This is a genomic window from Metabacillus crassostreae (assembly GCF_016908395.1).
Classification (GTDB): domain Bacteria; phylum Bacillota; class Bacilli; order Bacillales; family Bacillaceae; genus Metabacillus; species Metabacillus crassostreae.
The window spans coordinates 1,135,487-1,153,627 of sequence record NZ_JAFBDU010000001.1 but is presented as its reverse complement, the minus strand read 5'-3'; the positions used below and the strand labels follow the sequence as shown (position 1 = coordinate 1,153,627).

Genomic DNA, 18,141 nt, shown 5'->3' with positions numbered 1-18,141 from the left:
GTACAATAAGTAATGAAAGACCCTCTAACGTTTACAGGGGGTTTTTTTGTTAATACTGTTAACATAATCATGGTATAAAGAGATCATGAATTATTGGGTGATGGAGGAATCACATGCTCAAACTACTTAAAAAATTAAAGGGAACTCCTCAGCCTTTTGACAAACAAACATTTAATAAAGAGGAAATAATAAAGGGTGAGATACCAAAGCACATTGCTATCATCATGGATGGTAATGGGAGATGGGCAAAGAAACGTGCACTTCCAAGAATTGCAGGTCATCATGAAGGTATGAAGGTAGTACGTAAAATTACTAAACAATCGAATGAGCTCGGTGTTGAAGTGCTTACGCTATATGCCTTTTCTACAGAAAATTGGAAAAGACCAAAAACGGAAGTCGATTATCTAATGAAGCTTCCTGAAGAGTTTTTAAATACCTACTTACCTGAATTAATTGAGGAAAATGTACAGGTTAGAATAATGGGAGACAAAAGTAAACTCCCGAAGCATACTTTTAATGCTGTAGAAAAGGCAATTAAAGAAACAGAACATAATAATGGACTTGTATTAAACTTTGCATTAAATTACGGTAGCCGTGCAGAAATAATTACCGCTGTTCAAAACATTTCAAAAGATGTTGCAGATGGGAATATAGAAAGCAAAGCCATTGATGAAGATGTTTTATCTTCATATTTAATGACACGATCATTAATTGATCCTGATTTATTAATTCGCACAAGTGGAGAAATCAGATTAAGTAACTTTATGCTTTGGCAGCTTGCTTATACTGAGTTTTGGTTTACAGAAGTACTATGGCCGGACTTTAATGAACAATGTCTTTTACAAGCAATATATACATACCAACAACGCGGAAGAAGATTTGGTGGTATTTAAAAGGTGATGAACTAAAAATGAAACAACGAATTTTAACCGCAATATTAGCTGCAGCTCTTTTTCTTCCATTTGTTATTTATGGAAAGCTTCCATTTACTATATTTGTTTACTTGCTAGCATCAATTGCGTTACATGAACTGTTAAAAATGAAAAAAATATCTTTATTTAGTTTCCCAGGGCTAGTCAGTTTATTAATATTATGGGTTCTATTAATACCAAATACTTATATAACAGTACTATTAGAAGGTTTTTCTAAATCTGAGTTTGCATTATTAGCATTACTTTTGTTATTAACTTATACTGTCGTAACGAAAAATAAATTTACGTTCGATGATGTAGGTTTCGTCGTTATTGCAATTTTTTATTTAGGCATCGGTTTTTATTTTCTTATTGAAACTAGAAATTCCGAGTTACAAGGTGGTCTAGAGCTGATCTTTTATGCATTATTATTGATATGGGTGACTGATTCTGGAGCATATTTTGTAGGGCGGGCAATGGGTAAAAATAAACTGTGGCCTGAAATAAGTCCTAATAAAACAATTGAAGGTGCTGTTGGTGGGGTTTTATTTGCTGTAATTTTTGCTTGTATCTATCACTATTTTACAGATATTTTAGATAATGTATTTGTGGTTATTGTGATGACAACTTTACTTTCAATCTTTGGACAAATCGGTGATCTTGTTGAATCTGCTTTAAAACGACATTATCATGTGAAGGATTCTGGAACGATCTTACCCGGTCATGGTGGTATTTTAGACCGATTCGATAGTTTGCTATTTGTTTTGCCACTTCTACATTTTATGTTGATCCTTTTTAACTAATTGTTTAAAAGCTTATATTATCAAGGTTTCAGACGATGGATTAAGTTGAAAAATTAAGTTTGGCAGTTTTAAAGCATTTTAAAAGGTTTTATTCATTTCAATAGGGACTGCTTGTAACAGAAATCTTAACAGTGCCTAATGTTAAAATGGACGCGTATCTTACGCATTCTTATTGATTGGAAGTGAACTTGTGAAAAAAATTAGCTTATTAGGAGCTACAGGTTCGATAGGTACCCAAACCTTGGATGTCATTGAATCACATCCTGAACATTTTCAACTTGTGGCAATGTCATTTGGAAGTAACATTAAAACAGGTGTAGAAATTATCTCTAAATTTAAACCTGCATTTGTAGCTGTAAAAGACAAAGAAACATATGAAAAGCTTAAATTAGAATTTTCAAGTAACAACATTAAATTTGGATATGGCGATAATGCTCTTATAGAAGCAGCAGTTTATGATGGGGTAGATTGTCTTGTTAATGCAGTAGTGGGAAGTGTAGGGTTAGTTCCTACTTTAAGAGCCATTGAGAATAACATCACTATTGCTATAGCAAACAAAGAGACTCTTGTTACAGCAGGGCATTTAGTCACGGAGCATGCTGCAAAGTATAATGTGAAGTTATTACCCGTTGATAGTGAACACTCTGCTATATTTCAATGTCTTCAAGGTGAAAATGAAAAAACAATTGATCGGTTAATTGTTACAGCCTCAGGCGGTAGTTTCCGTGATAAGAAAAGAGAAGAACTACATGAAGTAACAGTAGAGCAAGCACTCAATCATCCAAACTGGTCCATGGGTGCAAAAATTACCATAGATTCAGCTACAATGATGAATAAAGGTTTAGAGGTTATTGAAGCGCATTGGTTATTTAATATTCCTTATGAAAAGATTGATGTATTACTACATAAAGAAAGCATAATTCACTCTTTGGTAGAGTTTCAAGATCGTAGTATAAAAGCGCAATTAGGTACACCAGATATGAGAGGCCCTATTCAATATGCTTTAACTTATCCTGATAGACTGCCGTTAGAAAAATCTAAAAGACTTGAATTATGGGAATTTGGAAAGCTTCATTTTGAAAAAGCTGATTTTAACAGATATAAATGCTTACAATTTGCTTATGATTCAGGTAAAATAGGTGGAACAATGCCTACAGTTTTGAACGCAGCAAATGAAGAAGCTGTCGCCAGTTTTTTGAAGGGGCAAATTAAGTTTCTACAAATAGAGGAATGTATTGAAAGAGCAATGGATAAGCATGAGAGCATCGCACATCCAGGTTTAGAGCAGATTCAAGAAGTTGATCAACTAACAAGAAATTTTGTACAAACATTAATCTCATAAGGGTGGTCATACAGTATGAATACAGTGATAGCTTTTGTTCTTATTTTTGGTGCTCTTGTATTTTTTCATGAATTAGGGCATTTGATATTTGCAAATCGTGCAGGAATACTTTGTCGGGAATTTGCTATAGGGTTCGGTCCAAAAATATTGTCATTTAAAAAAAATGAAACAATCTATACCATTCGCTTACTACCTATAGGTGGTTTTGTTCGAATGGCAGGTGAGGATCCCGAAGTAATTGAAGTTAAGCCTGGTCATAACGTGGGGTTACTTTTTAACAAAGAAGAACAAGTGGAAAAAATTATTTTGAATAATAAAGAAAAGTATCCAAATGCTCGTGTAATTGAAGTAGAAAATGTTGATTTAGAACATAACATGTTTATTTCAGGTTACGAACACGGTGAAGAAGATTTTATAAAGCGATTTGATGTTAGTGAAACATCTTATTTTATTGTAGATGGTCAGGAAATACAAATTGCACCATACAATCGTCAATTTCAGTCTAAAACAGTAAGACAAAGAATTGCAGCGATATTTGCTGGACCAGCAATGAACTTCTTATTAGCTTTTGTCATTCTTTTTTCATTAGGACTTCTTCAAGGTGCTCCTGTTGATGATCCAAAATTAGGACAGTTAACTAATGATGGATCAGCAAAAGAATCAGGGTTACAAGAAGGAGATATTATTCATTCCATTGAAGGAGAATCAACTTCATCTTGGGCAGAAGTCGTTAAAATCATTCAGCAAAATCCTGAAACAGAATTAACATTTGAAATTGAGCGTCAAGGAGATATTTTAAGTTATGAAGTAGTACCTGATGCTGCTAAAGTTGGTGAAGAAACGATTGGTAGAATTGGGGCGTATAACCCAGTTGATAAATCCTTTGTAAGCTCTCTTAAGTATGGTTTTGTTGAAACATACACTTGGACTAAAGAGATTTTAATAGGGTTTGGAAAATTAGTTACAGGTCAATTTTCAATTGATATGCTTTCAGGTCCAGTTGGGATATATGATATGACAGATCAAGTTGCAGAATCTGGTACAACTAATTTACTAAGATGGGCTGCTCTTCTAAGTATTAATTTAGGTATTGTCAATCTGTTACCTATCCCTGCCTTAGACGGTGGAAGACTACTCTTCTTATTTGTAGAAGCATTAAGAGGAAAGCCGATTGATCGACAAAAAGAAGGTATTGTTCATTTTATTGGATTTTCTTTACTTATGTTATTAATGCTTGTAGTTACATGGAATGATATTCAACGATTATTTTTATAAAAATATACTGATTTACTAAAACTAAATCGATAATCAAAAGCAGATCATTATGTGTTATTGAAATAAAACTAGAATTAAAGTTGATACATTGGAATTATTTGGGTAAATTTATTATCCGTTGAGCTCTAGAGGGTTTCCGGAGATTTTAAAGAAGTTTGATAAGGTAGAGGTGCTCGTTATGAAACAAAGTATGATGTTTATTCCTACTCTAAGAGAAATTCCAGCTGATGCTGAGGTCAAAAGTCACCAGCTTATGCTACGAGCAGGATTTATTAGACAAAACACAAGTGGTGTCTATAGTTACTTACCATTAGCTCATAAAGTTCTTAAGAAAATAGAGCAAATTGTGCGTGAAGAAATGAATCATGCAGGTGCATCTGAATTACTGATGCCAGCATTACAACAAGCTGAGCTTTGGCAGGAATCAGGACGCTGGTATTCTTATGGTCCTGAATTGATGAGACTTAAAGATCGCCATAACCGTGATTTTGCTCTTGGGGCAACTCATGAAGAAATGATCACAAGCCTTGTCCGCGATGAAGTGAAGTCTTATAAGAGGCTACCACTTGCATTATATCAAATTCAAACAAAGTTCAGAGATGAAAAACGACCACGTTTTGGTGTGTTACGTGGACGTGAATTTATTATGAAGGATGCTTACTCATTTCACGCAACGAACGAAAGTCTTGATGAAGGTTATACAAAAATGTTCGAAGCGTATCAAAATGTTTTTTCACGCTGTGGCTTGAATTTTAGAGCTGTTATCGCTGACTCAGGTGCAATGGGTGGAACTGATACTCATGAATTTATGGTATTGTCAGAAATAGGTGAAGACACAATTGCATATTCCGATAGCTCACAATATGCAGCTAATGTTGAAATGGCACCGGTTATTGCAGAATATGAGAAAAGCAATGAAGCAGAAAATGAGCTTGAGAAAATCGTAACACCTAATCAACGTACAATTGAAGAAATTTCTTCTTTTTTAAATGTTTCCAAAGAAACTTGTATAAAGTCGATTTTATTTAAAGTTGATGAAAAATTTGTTTTAGTATTAGCTCGTGGTGATCATGAAATAAATGATATAAAAGTGAAAAATCTTTTTAGTGCTTCTGTTGTTGAGCTAGCAACCGCAGACGAAACGAAAGAAGTATTAAATTGTGTGCCTGGTTATGTAGGACCAATAAACATTCCAAATGAAATAGACGTTGTAGCAGATCAAGCTGTTTCTGTTATTATTAATGGTGTTTGTGGTGCTAATGAAGAAAATCACCATTATAAGGGCGTTAATCTTGACAGAGATGCTAAAGTTTCTCAATATGCTGATCTTCGCTTTATTCTAGAGGGTGATGCATCACCAGATGGAAAAGGGTCCATTCAATTTGCAAAAGGAATTGAAGTAGGTCATGTATTTAAGCTAGGAACTAGATATAGTGAAGCTATGAATGCAACATTTTTGGATGAAAATGGTCGTGCTCAACCTATGATTATGGGGTGTTATGGAATTGGAGTTTCTAGAACATTAGCTGCGATTATTGAACAACATAATGATGAAAACGGAATTGTATGGCCGGAAAATATTGCACCTTTTAGCATTCACATTATACCAGTTAATGTTAAAAATGATTCACAAAGAGAACTTGCTGAAAACCTATATCAGGAGCTTAATACAAAGGGCTATGAAGTACTTTTAGATGACCGACAAGAACGAGTTGGTGTGAAATTTGCTGATTCAGATCTTATTGGATTACCTGTTCGTATAACCGTTGGTAAAAAAGCTGATGAAGGTATTGTAGAGGTCAAATTACGCAAATCAGGAGAGTCATTTGAAGTTAATCTTAATGATCTTACTGAAAAATTAACAGAAATTCTAGGTTAATGATAATAGTTGAATTAAGGGATCTGAAAATAATATTTTATTGCTTCTCTTAAATTCAGATATTATAAAAAGCTTACAGTAACTATAAAAGCATGTTAAGATAGATAAATATAAGACGAGAAGAGGCTGACTCGAGTGAATGGACATATGTATGATGTCTATAAAAATGAGGCAGCCTCTTCAGTTGTGATTGCTAATATGTTTTAGTAGATATTACCTTCATGGAGAGGGGAAAAGATAATGGAGAATCAGACAACACAAATAGAGCGATTTCAACTTTTACTTCAACAAATAAATTTAACTGAAGATGCAGCTGTTGTTCACTTTAAAAATGGTTCTATTGCAAAATTAACGGTTCATAAACAAATAAAAAAATGGCACTTTCATTTTCAGTTTGAAAAGATCCTCCCTTTTAATATATATCAGTTATTTTATTCAAAAATAACTAAAGCATTTTCTCATATTGCAGATGTGACATTTTCCTTTGAAACTGTAGACCAAGCATTTGATGAAAATTTAGTGCAAGATTATTGGTCAACTTGTATTCAGCAAATGGATGGCATTTCTCCACCGATGCTTTCATTGTTAAATGAACAAAAACCAACTGTTCAAGGGGTCAAAGTCATAATCAAAACAAGAAATGATACAGAATCAATGACAATTAAGCGTAAATATGCTTCATTAATTCAAGATAGCTTCCAACAATTTGGCTTCCCAACTTTTCAAATGGAAACAACTGTCGCTGTGAGCGAAGAGGAAGTTAAACAATTCCAAGAACAAAAGATGCAAGAAGACAAAGAACGTGGCTTCCAAGCATTAACAGATATGGAGAATGCGGAAAGAGAAGAATCATCCATGCCTGAACTTTCAGGCCCATTAACAATTGGATATACGATCAAAGATGATGAAGACATTCGGACTCTTGTCTCTATTGAAGATGAAGAAAGAAGAATTGCTATTCAAGGGTATGTTTTTGATGCTGAAACAAGAGAGTTACGTAGTGGAAGAACATTACTAACCTTCAAAATTACTGATTATACGAGCTCAATACTTGTCAAGATGTTCGCTAGAGACAAAGAAGATGCTGCATTAGTTCAAGCTGTTAAAAAAGGAATGTGGTTAAAGGTAAGAGGAAGCATTCAAAATGATACTTTTGTACGTGATTTGGTTATGATCGCAAATGATATTAATGAAATTTCTCCAAGGGAAAGAAAAGATAAAGCACCAGAAGATGAAAAAAGGGTGGAGCTTCACCTGCATTCACCAATGAGTCAAATGGATGCTGTAACATCTGTTAGCAAGTATATAGAGCAAGCAAAAAAGTGGGGGCATAAAGCGATTGCTTTAACAGATCATGCTGTGGCACAATCCTTTCCTGAAGCTTATTCAGCGGGTAAAAAGAATGGCGTAAAGGTTTTATATGGTGTGGAAATTAATCTTGTAAACGATGGTGTACCTATAGCTTATAATGATGAACATCGGTTTCTACCTGATGAAACTTATATAGTTTTTGATGTTGAGACAACAGGACTTTCTGCAGTTTATGATACGATAATTGAGCTTGCTGCAGTTAAAATTCGTGGTGGAGAAATTATCGATCGGTTTGAATCCTTCGCTAATCCCCACCACCCATTATCAGCAACCACTATTGAGTTGACAGGTATTACTGATGATATGGTAAGAACTGCACCAAATGTAGATGAGGTTTTACGAAAGTTCAAAGACTGGATAGGTCATGATATTTTAGTTGCTCATAACGCCAGCTTTGATATGGGATTTTTAAATGTAGGTTACAAAAAGCTTCTAGGAGAAGCAAAAGCTAAAAACCCTGTTATTGATACACTTGAATTAGGTCGTTTTCTATATCCAGAAATGAAAAATCATCGTCTAAACACCTTATGTAAGAAATTTGATATTGAATTAACACAGCATCACAGAGCAATTTATGATGCTGAGGCAACAGGCTATCTTTTAATTAAGATGTTAAAAGATTCTGCTGAAAAGGAAATTGAATATCACGATCAGTTTAATGATAATATGGGAAAAGGAAATTCGTATCAAAGGTCACGACCATACCATGCAATTGTTTTGGCTAAAAATGAGACAGGCTTAAAAAACTTATTTAAACTTGTTTCTATATCTCATATAAACTATTTTTACAGAGTTCCTCGTATTCCTCGTTCACAGTTAAATAAATATCGAGAAGGACTTTTAGTAGGCTCTGCTTGTGATAAAGGTGAAGTGTTCGAAGGTATGATGCAAAAATCTCCAGAGGAAGTTGAAGAGATCGCCTCGTTTTATGATTATTTAGAGGTTCACCCTTTAGAGGTATATAATCATTTAATTGACTTGGATTATATTAGAGATGAAGTTGCACTTCAAGAGATCGTTTCAAATATTGTGAAACTAGGTGAAAAGTTAGAGAAGCCAGTAGTTGCAACAGGTAATGCTCATTATTTAAACCCTGTCGATAAAATTTACCGAAAGATTTTAGTGAGTTCACAAGGTGGAGCTAATCCTTTAAATCGTCATGAGCTTCCTGATGTTCATTTTAGAACAACCGATGAAATGCTGGACTGTTTTTCATTTCTTGGTAAAGAGAAAGCAAAGGAAATTGTAGTTGATAATACAAATAAAATAGCAGATATGATCGATGACATTAAACCTATCAAAGATGATCTTTACACTCCAAAAATTGAGGGTGCTGATGAAGAAGTCAGAGAGATGAGTTATTCAAGAGCAAGAAGCATATATGGAGAAAATCTCCCTGAACTTGTTGAGGCTAGACTAGAAAAAGAGTTGAAAAGTATCATCGGTCACGGATTTGCTGTTATTTATTTGATTTCTCATAAGCTTGTAAAAAAATCGCTAGATGACGGTTACCTAGTAGGATCTCGTGGGTCTGTTGGTTCTTCGTTTGTAGCAACAATGACAGAGATAACAGAGGTTAATCCATTGCCTCCACATTATGTTTGTCCAGATTGTCAGCATTCAGAGTTTTTTAATGATGGTTCAGTTGGTTCTGGTTTTGATTTACCTAATAAAGAATGTCCACATTGTGGTGGTCAATATAAAAAAGATGGACATGATATTCCTTTCGAAACATTTCTTGGCTTTAAAGGTGATAAAGTACCTGATATAGATTTGAACTTCTCTGGTGAATATCAGCCAACAGCTCATAATTATACAAAAATTCTATTTGGAGAAGATAATGTTTTTCGTGCTGGAACAATAGGGACAGTTGCTGAAAAAACAGCTTATGGATATGTAAAAGGTTATGCAAATGATCGCAATATTGTTCATAGAGGTGCAGAGGTTGATCGTCTTGTACAAGGTTGCACTGGTGTTAAAAGAACAACAGGGCAACATCCAGGTGGAATTATAGTAGTTCCTGATTATATGGATATCTTTGACTTTTCACCAATCCAATTTCCGGCTGATGCAACAGGTTCTGAATGGAAGACAACACACTTTGATTTTCATTCTATACACGATAATTTACTAAAGCTTGATATACTTGGGCATGATGATCCAACAGTTATACGTATGCTTCAAGATTTAAGTGGTATAGATCCAAAGACGATTCCAACAGATGATCCAGAAGTGATGAAAATCTTTAGTGGAACTGAATCATTAGGTGTCACGTCAGAACAAATTATGTGTAAAACTGGAACATTAGGTATTCCTGAGTTTGGAACAAGATTTGTTCGTCAAATGCTTGAAGATACAAAGCCTACAACATTTTCCGAGTTGGTACAAATATCCGGACTTTCACATGGAACAGATGTATGGCTAGGTAATGCTCAGGAATTGATCCATAATAATATCTGTACCTTAAGCGAAGTTATTGGTTGTCGAGATGATATTATGGTTTACCTTATTTACCAGGGGCTAGATCCTTCATTTGCTTTTAAAATAATGGAGTCTGTTCGTAAAGGAAAAGGTTTATCAGATGAAATGGAAGAAGAGATGAAAAAACAAGAGGTTCCAGATTGGTATATCAACTCTTGCCTAAAAATTAAATACATGTTTCCAAAAGCTCATGCTGCAGCATATGTATTAATGGCTGTTAGGATTGCTTATTTTAAAGTGCATCATGCTTTGCTATATTATTCTGCATATTTCACCGTACGTGCAGATGATTTTGATATAGACACAATGGTTAAAGGATCCACACCAATAAAAGCGAAAATTGAAGAAATAAATGTTAAAGGGTTAGATGCATCTCCAAAAGAGAAAAATCTTTTAACAGTTCTCGAATTAGCACTAGAAATGTGTGAAAGAGGGTACTCCTTCCAAAAAGTTGATCTTTATCGTTCGAGTGCAACAGAGTTTCTTATTGACGGAAATAGTTTAATTCCACCTTTCAACTCAATCCCTGGATTAGGGACAAACGCTGCCATCAATATTGTAAAGGCGAGAGAAGATGGTGAATTTTTGTCAAAAGAAGATCTTCAACAAAGGGGAAGAGTGTCTAAAACAATCATTGAATATTTAACAACACATGGTTGTTTGGATGAGCTACCAGATCAGAATCAATTGTCTTTATTTTAAGCTCTTTTCTGAACGATTATTGCTAACAAAGCATGTTGTGAAAACAGTATTATTTAAAGCAACAGAGTTTGAGAAAACAGCTTTATTTTAAGTTTCTTCATTATTTAAAGTTTACAAGCTTATTGACTTAAATATGATAAAAAAAGCAATTTTTAACCCAATTTAAAAGCAAATGCTAATTGCATGATTTAAACATTAGAGTTCTGATATACAGCTTTCTGACTCAATAAAATGTCATTCCAGAGTTAACACCTATGCTATATTGGATCAGGATAAATTTGCATAAAAATGATGGTTATGTTATGCTATTAATGGAAATGCTAACGATAAGCAGAGGAAAAAGAGTGGGGAAACCCACTCTTTCGTATTGTATTGCCTCATTTTCGGATAGTGTTGTACATACTCATTCCCTGCTCAAAAGGCAGGGTTTTTCAGCAACTAATAAAGGTAGTATCATATTACTTCTGTTAGAAATGTCAAGCTCTAGTGTTGAATCTTATTTTATTTTAAATTCTAGCCTTTTATATTGTCTGTATTTAATACTTTGTACTTTAATACTAAAAGTAAACAGTACGTATAAATGCTAGTGCGATCTTTTCTTCATACAATGACACAATATAACAATTATTCACAGTCAATTTGTAACAACTATTAGAAAAGAGTATAGGGCTAAAAATAAAAATAACGAAAGCACTTGCGCTTTTCTTAGCAAGGAGGAAGAGAATGAGCAAAAAAGTGACAGAAACAGTAGAAGAAATAGTCGTACCAATTTTAGACGATATGAATCTTGAACTAGTAGATATCGAATATGTTAAAGAAGGTGCTAATTGGTTTCTACGTTTATTCATCGATTCAGAAAAAGGTATTGATATTGAAGAATGTGGTGTAGTAAGTGAAAGACTAAGTGAGAAGTTGGACGAGTTAGATCCAATTCAACACAACTACTTCTTAGAGGTTTCCTCACCTGGAGCTGAAAGACCACTAAAGAAAGAGTCAGATGTAACAAAAGCAATTGGAAAACAAGTTCATGTAAAAACATATGAACCGATTAATGGAGAAAAAACATTTGAAGGAGTTTTAACTGATTTTGATGGTCAAACTCTTACAATTACTGTAACGATTAAGACTAGAAAAAAACAGATTGAAATTCCATATGAGAAAGTAGCAAAAGCTAGATTAGCGGTTACATTCTAGAAGAAAAGAAATGAAAGTTTAAGACAACTTGTAAGCAAAATAGGTTTTTCTTCTTTAATCTGTTCATTAGAAGAAGCTATGTTGAAATCTGCCTTGCCATCACAAAGCATGCAGAAAAGTTTATTTTGGGAATGATTATGTTTCGTTTTTAAATCCCTGGGCCACTTTTATGAAATGAGACTCTGACAGTTTTCAACCTCTAGGTTATTTAAAAGAAGATAAAGAAGAAATATGTATTGAGCTTATTTTTAAGGGGGAAACCGTTAAAATGAGTAGTGAATTATTAGATGCCTTAACAATTTTAGAAAAGGAAAAAGGCATTAGTAAAGAGATCATTATCGAAGCTATTGAAGCTGCACTAATTTCTGCTTATAAACGAAACTTTAATCAAGCACAAAATGTTCGTGTTGATTTAAATCGTGATACAGGAACTATGAAGGTTTTTGCTCGTAAAGATGTTGTTGACGAGGTTTATGACCCTCGCCTAGAAATATCAATTGGTGAAGCACGTGGCATTAATCCAAACTATGTTGTAAATGATGTTATCGAGATGGAGGTAACTCCAAAAGATTTTGGACGAATTGCTGCACAAACAGCAAAACAAGTTGTTACTCAACGTGTTCGTGAAGCAGAACGCGGTGTGATCTATAGTGAATTTATTGATCGTGAAGAAGATATCATGACTGGTATTGTACAGCGTATAGATTCGAAATTTATCTATGTAAGCTTAGGTAAAATCGAAGCATTACTTCCTGTTAGTGAGCAAATGCCAAATGAAACATATAGACCACATGATCGGATAAAAGTTTTCTTAACTAAAGTAGAAAAGACTACAAAAGGTCCACAAATATTTGTTTCAAGAACTCATCCTGGTCTTTTAAAACGTCTATTTGAAATTGAAGTTCCTGAAATCTATGATGGGACAGTTGAAATAAAATCTGTTTCTCGTGAAGCTGGAGATCGCTCAAAAATCTCTGTTCACTCTGACAATCCAGAAGTAGATCCTGTAGGATCTTGTGTTGGACCAAAAGGACAACGAGTACAGGCAATTGTTAATGAACTAAAAGGTGAAAAAATTGATATTGTGAAATGGTCACAAGATCCAGTTGAGTTCGTTGCAAATGCTTTAAGTCCATCAAAAGTAGCTGAAGTTCTTGTAAATGAAGATGAAAAGTCTACTACTGTTATTGTTCCTGATTATCAGTTATCATTAGCAATTGGTAAACGTGGACAAAATGCCCGTTTAGCTGCAAAGCTTACAGGATGGAAGATTGATATCAAAAGTGAGTCAGATGCTGAAAAAGCAGGGATTTATCCTTTAGAGAAAAAGGAATCTGATTATGATGACAGTGACGAACCACTTTTAACGAGTATACATGAACCTGAGCTAAGTGAATAAGAGGTGAGATCTATGAGCAATCGCAAAATTCCTTTACGTAAATGTGTTGCAACAGGAGAGATGAAAACAAAAAAAGAACTTGTCCGAGTTGTTAGATCAAAGGAAGGCGATGTTTCTGTAGACCTAACTGGCAAAAAAAATGGGCGTGGCGCTTATATTACTCTTAATAAAGAGTGCATTTTACAAGCGAAAAAGAAAAATATTCTTGCCAATCATTTAAAGGCAAAGATTGAAGACTCTTTATACGATGAGTTACTTCAATTAGCCGAAAAGGAGCACTAATTATTAACATGAATCAGCAGCAACAAAAATGGATGTCCTTATTGGGCTTAGCAAATCGAGCACGAAAAGTTATTTCGGGAGAGGAACTTGTTGTTAAAGAAATAAGACAACAAAAAGCTAAGCTTGTTCTTCTTTCAAAGGATGCATCGGCTAATACAATGAAGAAGGTTTCGGATAAATGTAAGTTTTATGAGACTCCATTTATTTTAGTAGAGGATCGCTACTTATTAGGTAAGGCAATTGGGAAAGAAGCAAGAGTTGTCGTAGCGATCAGTGATGCAGGCTTTGCTGCAAAGTTGAAAACCTTGCTCGATTAATATTCTTGGGGGTGAACGTATGACAAAAATGCGAGTATATGAATATGCGAAACAAACAAATGTATCAAGCAAAGATATTATCTCTACGTTACAAGAAATGAATGTTGAAGTTAGTAATCATATGTCAACTATAGAAGATAATGTTATTGTAAAGCTAGATCAAAAATTCAAACCAGCTTCAGCTGCAAATAATCAAAAAACAAATAACGAATCAACAAAGAAACCGGGGAAACAAGTGACTAATAATTCTAAACCAAACAATAACTCAAATACAAAGCCGAATAATAATAATAATAATAATAATAAGCCTTTTAACCAAAATAAAGGGAAAAAGAATACCAATTCTAATAACAAGAAAAGTAAAAATAATTTTCAACAGCCTGCTCAACCTAAGCCTAAAAAAGAGCTACCAAGTAAAATAACGTTTTCTGGTAGTTTAACTGTTGGAGAATTAGCTTCAGAGCTAGGTAAAGAGCCATCAGAAATCATCAAAAAGCTTCTTCTTTTAGGAACTATGGCAACTATTAATCAAGATCTTGATAAAGATTCGATTGAATTGATTGCTGGTGAGTATGGTGTTGAGGTAGAAGAAGAAATTATCTTTGAAAAAACTGAATTTGAAAAATATGAAGAAGAAGACAAAGAAGAGGACTTAGAGATTCGTCCTGCTATTGTGACAATCATGGGACACGTTGACCATGGTAAAACAACACTTCTGGACTCGATTCGTAATACAAAGGTAACAGCTGGTGAAGCTGGTGGTATTACTCAGCATATTGGGGCTTATCAAATTGTTGCAAATGATCAAAAAATTACCTTCCTTGATACACCAGGACATGCTGCTTTTACTACAATGCGTGCACGTGGAGCTAAGGTAACAGATATTACAATCTTAGTTGTTGCTGCTGATGATGGGGTTATGCCTCAAACAGTAGAAGCAATTAACCATGCAAAAGCTGCAGAGGTACCAATTATTGTTGCTGTAAATAAAGTGGATAAACCAGCTGCAAATCCAGATCGTGTTATGCAAGAATTGACAGAACATGGATTAGTTCCTGAAGCTTGGGGTGGGGATACTATCTTTGTACCGGTTTCAGCATTAACTGGTGAAGGTATTGAAGATATCCTTGAAATGATTCTCTTAGTAACAGAAGTAGAAGAACTTAAAGCTAACCCAAATCGTCGTGCAACTGGAACAGTTATAGAGGCTCAATTAGATAAGGGTCGTGGATCTGTTGCAACATTACTTGTACAAAACGGTACATTACGCGTTGGTGATCCAATAGTAGTTGGTAATACATTTGGACGTGTGCGTGCAATGGTAAATGATCTTGGACGACGTGTTAAAGAAGCAGCACCATCTACACCTGTTGAAGTTACTGGTTTAAGTGATGTTCCTCAAGCTGGAGATCAGTTTATGGTGTTTGAAGATGAGAAATCGGCTCGTCAAGTAGGTGAAGCAAGAGCTCAAAAGCAAATTGATGCTCAGCGAAGCGAAGGATCTAAACTTAGTCTTGATGATTTGTTTGAACAAATTAAACAAGGGGATATTAAAGATATCAATTTAATTGTTAAAGCAGATGTTCAAGGTTCTGTTGAGGCATTAGCTGCTGCTTTACAAAAGATTGATGTTGAAGGTGTCCGTGTTAAAATTATTCATACAGGTGTAGGAGCAATTACAGAATCAGATATTATTTTAGCTTCAGCATCAAATGCAATTGTTATCGGATTTAACGTTCGTCCTGATGCAGGTGCTAAGAAAACAGCTGATGTTGAAGAAGTTGATATCCGCTTACACCGTATTATTTATAAAGTAATTGAAGAAATTGAATCAGCAATGAAAGGTATGCTTGATCCTGAATTCCAAGAAAAAATCATTGGACAAGTGGAAGTGCGTACAACTTTCAAAGTATCAAAAATTGGTACAATTGCTGGTGCATATGTAACAGAAGGTAAAATAACTCGTGATAGCGGAATAAGACTTATCCGTGACGGAATTGTTATTTTTGAAGGTGAAATTGATACACTTAAACGTTTTAAAGATGATGTTAAAGAAGTTGCACGAAATTACGAATGTGGTATCACAATTAAAAACTACAATGATGTTAAAGAAGGCGACATTATTGAGGCTTATGTGATGGAAGAAATCGAACGTAAATGATCGGATATGTTGATTGTGAATGCATAGTATACGACTCACAGTCATTAAAAGAAAAAAGAGCCGTTTTACAACGGGTTCTGACAAGAACCAAGCAAAAGTTTAATGTTTCTATTTCAGAAATAGACTTTCAAGATTCATGGCAACGTACAAAATTTGGGATTGTTGCTGTTAGCTCGGCGAAAGTACAAACAGAAAGAGAATTAAATCAGGTATTGAGATTTCTTGATTCCTTTCCTGAAATTGAGAGAACCATTACATCATTTGAGTGGTTTTAATTTGAAGAGGTGATTGGCATGAGCTTAAGAGCAAACCGTGTCGGTGAACAAATGAAAAAAGAGTTAGGCGATATAATCGGTCGTAAAATTAAAGACCCGCGTATTGGATTCGTAACTGTAACAGATGTTAGTGTTTCAGGTGATTTACAAATTGCAAAAGTATTTATCTCTGTTCTGGGTGATGAGGAACAAAGAGAAAATACATTAAAGGGCTTAGCAAAAGCAAAAGGATTTATTCGCTCTGAAATTGGCCAGCGAATTCGCTTGAGAAAAACACCTGAAATTCATTTTGAATTTGATGAATCTGTTGATTATGGAAATCGAATCGAAACTCTTATTCATGAGTTAAATGCTCAAAATAAACAGGAGGAATAAACTCCTTTAAAGGGATAGACACCTTCGTCTATCCCTTTACTTTTTGTAAAGAATTTTATTGATCTTTTTAAAAAGGGCTTTTAAAAAACAAAAAAACAACACTTAGGTTTAATAAAATAGCTATTTTACATAGATAGAACTATAAATAACTGTCTATACTTCTAAAACACTTGCTTTACAAAGAAGACAAGAGAACTGGATCCATTACACAATTAAGATAGGCTATGTTAAAGCGTGAATGCTGATCTTTAGAGGCTTTGTTAATTTTTAGTGAAATATGAGACTCCTAATTAGTGTGTCAAAGGGAGACTCCCACGGGCGCTTTGCTTACGAGTAGATCAACTTTAATCAACAACAATGCTTAACAGCGCCTTAAGATAAAGTTAATTAATTGGTGATATTTTGAGATAATTCATGAGGAGGCGTTAAGAATGGAAGGGGTATTATTATTAAATAAGCCTGCTGGAATGACATCACATGATTGTGTGGCAAAAATGCGCAGATTGGCAAAAACAAAAAAAGTAGGTCATACAGGAACACTAGATCCTGATGTAACAGGAGTATTACCAATCTGCATAGGAAGAGCAACGAAGATTGTAGAATATCTAACTGCATCATCAAAAACATACGAAGCTGAGGTAACGATCGGTTTTTCTACAACTACCGAAGATGCATCAGGAGAAATTGTTGAAAGAAAGATAGTTGATCGTTTGATTAAAAGGGAGGATGTAGAAAAAGTTTTATCTTCAATGGTAGGATCATTAGAACAAACTCCACCTATGTACTCAGCTGTTAAAATTAATGGCAAAAAGCTTTATGAGTATGCAAGAGCAGGTATAGAAATTGAAAGACCATCACGTACAATTACAATACATGATTTTGTATTATTAGGTGATGTGAAAAACGAAAACAACGTAACATTTCGTTTTCGCGTAACGTGTTCAAAGGGAACGTACGTCCGTACATTGGCGGTTATGATTGGAGAACAACTGGGGTATCCGGCTCATATGTCTCATTTAGTTCGAACAAAATCAGGTGTTTTTGATTTAGACGATTGTATGACGTTTGAAGAAATTGAGAAATCAATTGAAGACAATACATTTCAGGATTCACTTATATCAATTGGTGAAGCGTTAAAAGATTTGCCGAAACTAATTATCCATGATAACCTAGCAGAGAAAGTAAAAAACGGCGCAGTTCTTGAGTTACCTAATGAGTTTGAGCAACTTGAAGTTGGAGCACCTATTGCTGTTTATAATAAGAATAGTCATTGTATCGCGATCTATGCTAAGCACCCTACTAAACAAAATTTAATGAAACCAATTAAAGTTTTATTGATTTGAGCTAGGTTAAGGTGTAGTGTTCTTAAAAAGT

The 18,141-nt window shown here is 34.4% G+C and carries 14 protein-coding genes; all 14 read left to right on the top strand.

All coding sequences use genetic code 11. The annotated features are described in order from the left end of the window. The first annotated feature begins 113 nt into the window (after positions 1-113). The 14 genes from JOC75_RS06075 (at position 114) to truB (ending at position 18,110) form a co-directional block, all read left to right on the top strand. Entirely contained in the window at positions 114-893 is a 780-nt protein-coding gene (locus tag JOC75_RS06075) for an isoprenyl transferase (protein ID WP_204953157.1), read from the top strand. 17 nt (positions 894-910) lie between these two features. Next, positions 911-1,714 (top strand): phosphatidate cytidylyltransferase, encoded by an 804-nt coding sequence (locus JOC75_RS06070; RefSeq protein ID WP_204953156.1) that lies wholly within the window; start codon positions 911-913, stop codon positions 1,712-1,714. A gap of 190 nt (positions 1,715-1,904) precedes the next feature. Further along, a complete protein-coding gene (gene dxr / locus JOC75_RS06065; RefSeq protein ID WP_204953155.1) occupies positions 1,905-3,056 on the top strand; it encodes a 1-deoxy-D-xylulose-5-phosphate reductoisomerase in 1,152 nt (383 codons plus the stop codon). Positions 3,057-3,071: 15 nt separating this feature from the next. Then, positions 3,072-4,331: an RIP metalloprotease RseP gene (gene rseP, locus JOC75_RS06060; protein ID WP_204953154.1), complete on the top strand. Its 1,260-nt coding sequence runs from the start codon at positions 3,072-3,074 to the stop codon at positions 4,329-4,331. A 178-nt stretch (positions 4,332-4,509) separates the two neighbouring features. After that, positions 4,510-6,210 carry a proline--tRNA ligase gene (locus JOC75_RS06055; protein WP_204953153.1) on the top strand — a complete coding sequence of 567 codons (1,701 nt, stop codon included), beginning with the start codon at positions 4,510-4,512 and terminating at the stop codon, positions 6,208-6,210. 240 nt (positions 6,211-6,450) lie between these two features. Further along, positions 6,451-10,764 carry a PolC-type DNA polymerase III gene (locus JOC75_RS06050; RefSeq protein ID WP_204953152.1) on the top strand — a complete coding sequence of 1,438 codons (4,314 nt, stop codon included), beginning with the start codon at positions 6,451-6,453 and terminating at the stop codon, positions 10,762-10,764. 723 nt (positions 10,765-11,487) lie between these two features. Beyond that, a complete protein-coding gene (gene rimP / locus JOC75_RS06045; RefSeq protein ID WP_204953151.1) occupies positions 11,488-11,958 on the top strand; it encodes a ribosome maturation factor RimP in 471 nt (156 codons plus the stop codon). A gap of 268 nt (positions 11,959-12,226) precedes the next feature. After that, positions 12,227-13,357: a transcription termination factor NusA gene (gene nusA / locus JOC75_RS06040; protein ID WP_204953150.1), complete on the top strand. Its 1,131-nt coding sequence runs from the start codon at positions 12,227-12,229 to the stop codon at positions 13,355-13,357. A gap of 12 nt (positions 13,358-13,369) precedes the next feature. Continuing rightward, on the top strand, positions 13,370-13,639 hold the full coding sequence (gene rnpM / locus JOC75_RS06035; protein ID WP_146946665.1) for an RNase P modulator RnpM: 270 nt from the start codon (positions 13,370-13,372) through the stop codon (positions 13,637-13,639). Between the two features lie 8 nt (positions 13,640-13,647). After that, positions 13,648-13,956: a YlxQ family RNA-binding protein gene (locus tag JOC75_RS06030; protein WP_146946664.1), complete on the top strand. Its 309-nt coding sequence runs from the start codon at positions 13,648-13,650 to the stop codon at positions 13,954-13,956. A gap of 19 nt (positions 13,957-13,975) precedes the next feature. Further along, entirely contained in the window at positions 13,976-16,117 is a 2,142-nt protein-coding gene (gene infB / locus JOC75_RS06025) for a translation initiation factor IF-2 (protein ID WP_204953149.1), read from the top strand. Beyond that, positions 16,114-16,392, top strand: coding sequence for a DUF503 domain-containing protein (locus JOC75_RS06020; protein WP_146946662.1), 279 nt, complete (start codon positions 16,114-16,116; stop codon positions 16,390-16,392). The genes infB and JOC75_RS06020 overlap by 4 nt, the downstream gene beginning before the upstream one ends. Before the next feature lie 18 nt (positions 16,393-16,410). Further along, positions 16,411-16,767 carry a 30S ribosome-binding factor RbfA gene (rbfA, locus tag JOC75_RS06015; protein ID WP_146946661.1) on the top strand — a complete coding sequence of 119 codons (357 nt, stop codon included), beginning with the start codon at positions 16,411-16,413 and terminating at the stop codon, positions 16,765-16,767. 431 nt (positions 16,768-17,198) lie between these two features. Then, positions 17,199-18,110 (top strand): tRNA pseudouridine(55) synthase TruB, encoded by a 912-nt coding sequence (gene truB, locus JOC75_RS06010; protein WP_204953148.1) that lies wholly within the window; start codon positions 17,199-17,201, stop codon positions 18,108-18,110. Positions 18,111-18,141 lie beyond the last annotated feature (31 nt).

Bases quoted from the DNA above. Each gene is read 5' to 3' on its own strand.
- rimP (WP_204953151.1), top strand. From the start codon at position 11,488: ATGAGCAAAAAAGTGACAGAAACAGTAGAAGAAATAGTCGTACCAATT.
- JOC75_RS06030 (WP_146946664.1), top strand. From the start codon at position 13,648: ATGAATCAGCAGCAACAAAAATGGATGTCCTTATTGGGCTTAGCAAAT.
- rnpM (WP_146946665.1), top strand. From the start codon at position 13,370: ATGAGCAATCGCAAAATTCCTTTACGTAAATGTGTTGCAACAGGAGAG.
- nusA (WP_204953150.1), top strand. From the start codon at position 12,227: ATGAGTAGTGAATTATTAGATGCCTTAACAATTTTAGAAAAGGAAAAA.
- JOC75_RS06075 (WP_204953157.1), top strand. From the start codon at position 114: ATGCTCAAACTACTTAAAAAATTAAAGGGAACTCCTCAGCCTTTTGAC.
- JOC75_RS06070 (WP_204953156.1), top strand. From the start codon at position 911: ATGAAACAACGAATTTTAACCGCAATATTAGCTGCAGCTCTTTTTCTT.
- infB (WP_204953149.1), top strand. From the start codon at position 13,976: ATGACAAAAATGCGAGTATATGAATATGCGAAACAAACAAATGTATCA.
- JOC75_RS06055 (WP_204953153.1), top strand. From the start codon at position 4,510: ATGAAACAAAGTATGATGTTTATTCCTACTCTAAGAGAAATTCCAGCT.
- rseP (WP_204953154.1), top strand. From the start codon at position 3,072: ATGAATACAGTGATAGCTTTTGTTCTTATTTTTGGTGCTCTTGTATTT.
- JOC75_RS06020 (WP_146946662.1), top strand. From the start codon at position 16,114: ATGATCGGATATGTTGATTGTGAATGCATAGTATACGACTCACAGTCA.
- rbfA (WP_146946661.1), top strand. From the start codon at position 16,411: ATGAGCTTAAGAGCAAACCGTGTCGGTGAACAAATGAAAAAAGAGTTA.
- truB (WP_204953148.1), top strand. From the start codon at position 17,199: ATGGAAGGGGTATTATTATTAAATAAGCCTGCTGGAATGACATCACAT.
- JOC75_RS06050 (WP_204953152.1), top strand. From the start codon at position 6,451: ATGGAGAATCAGACAACACAAATAGAGCGATTTCAACTTTTACTTCAA.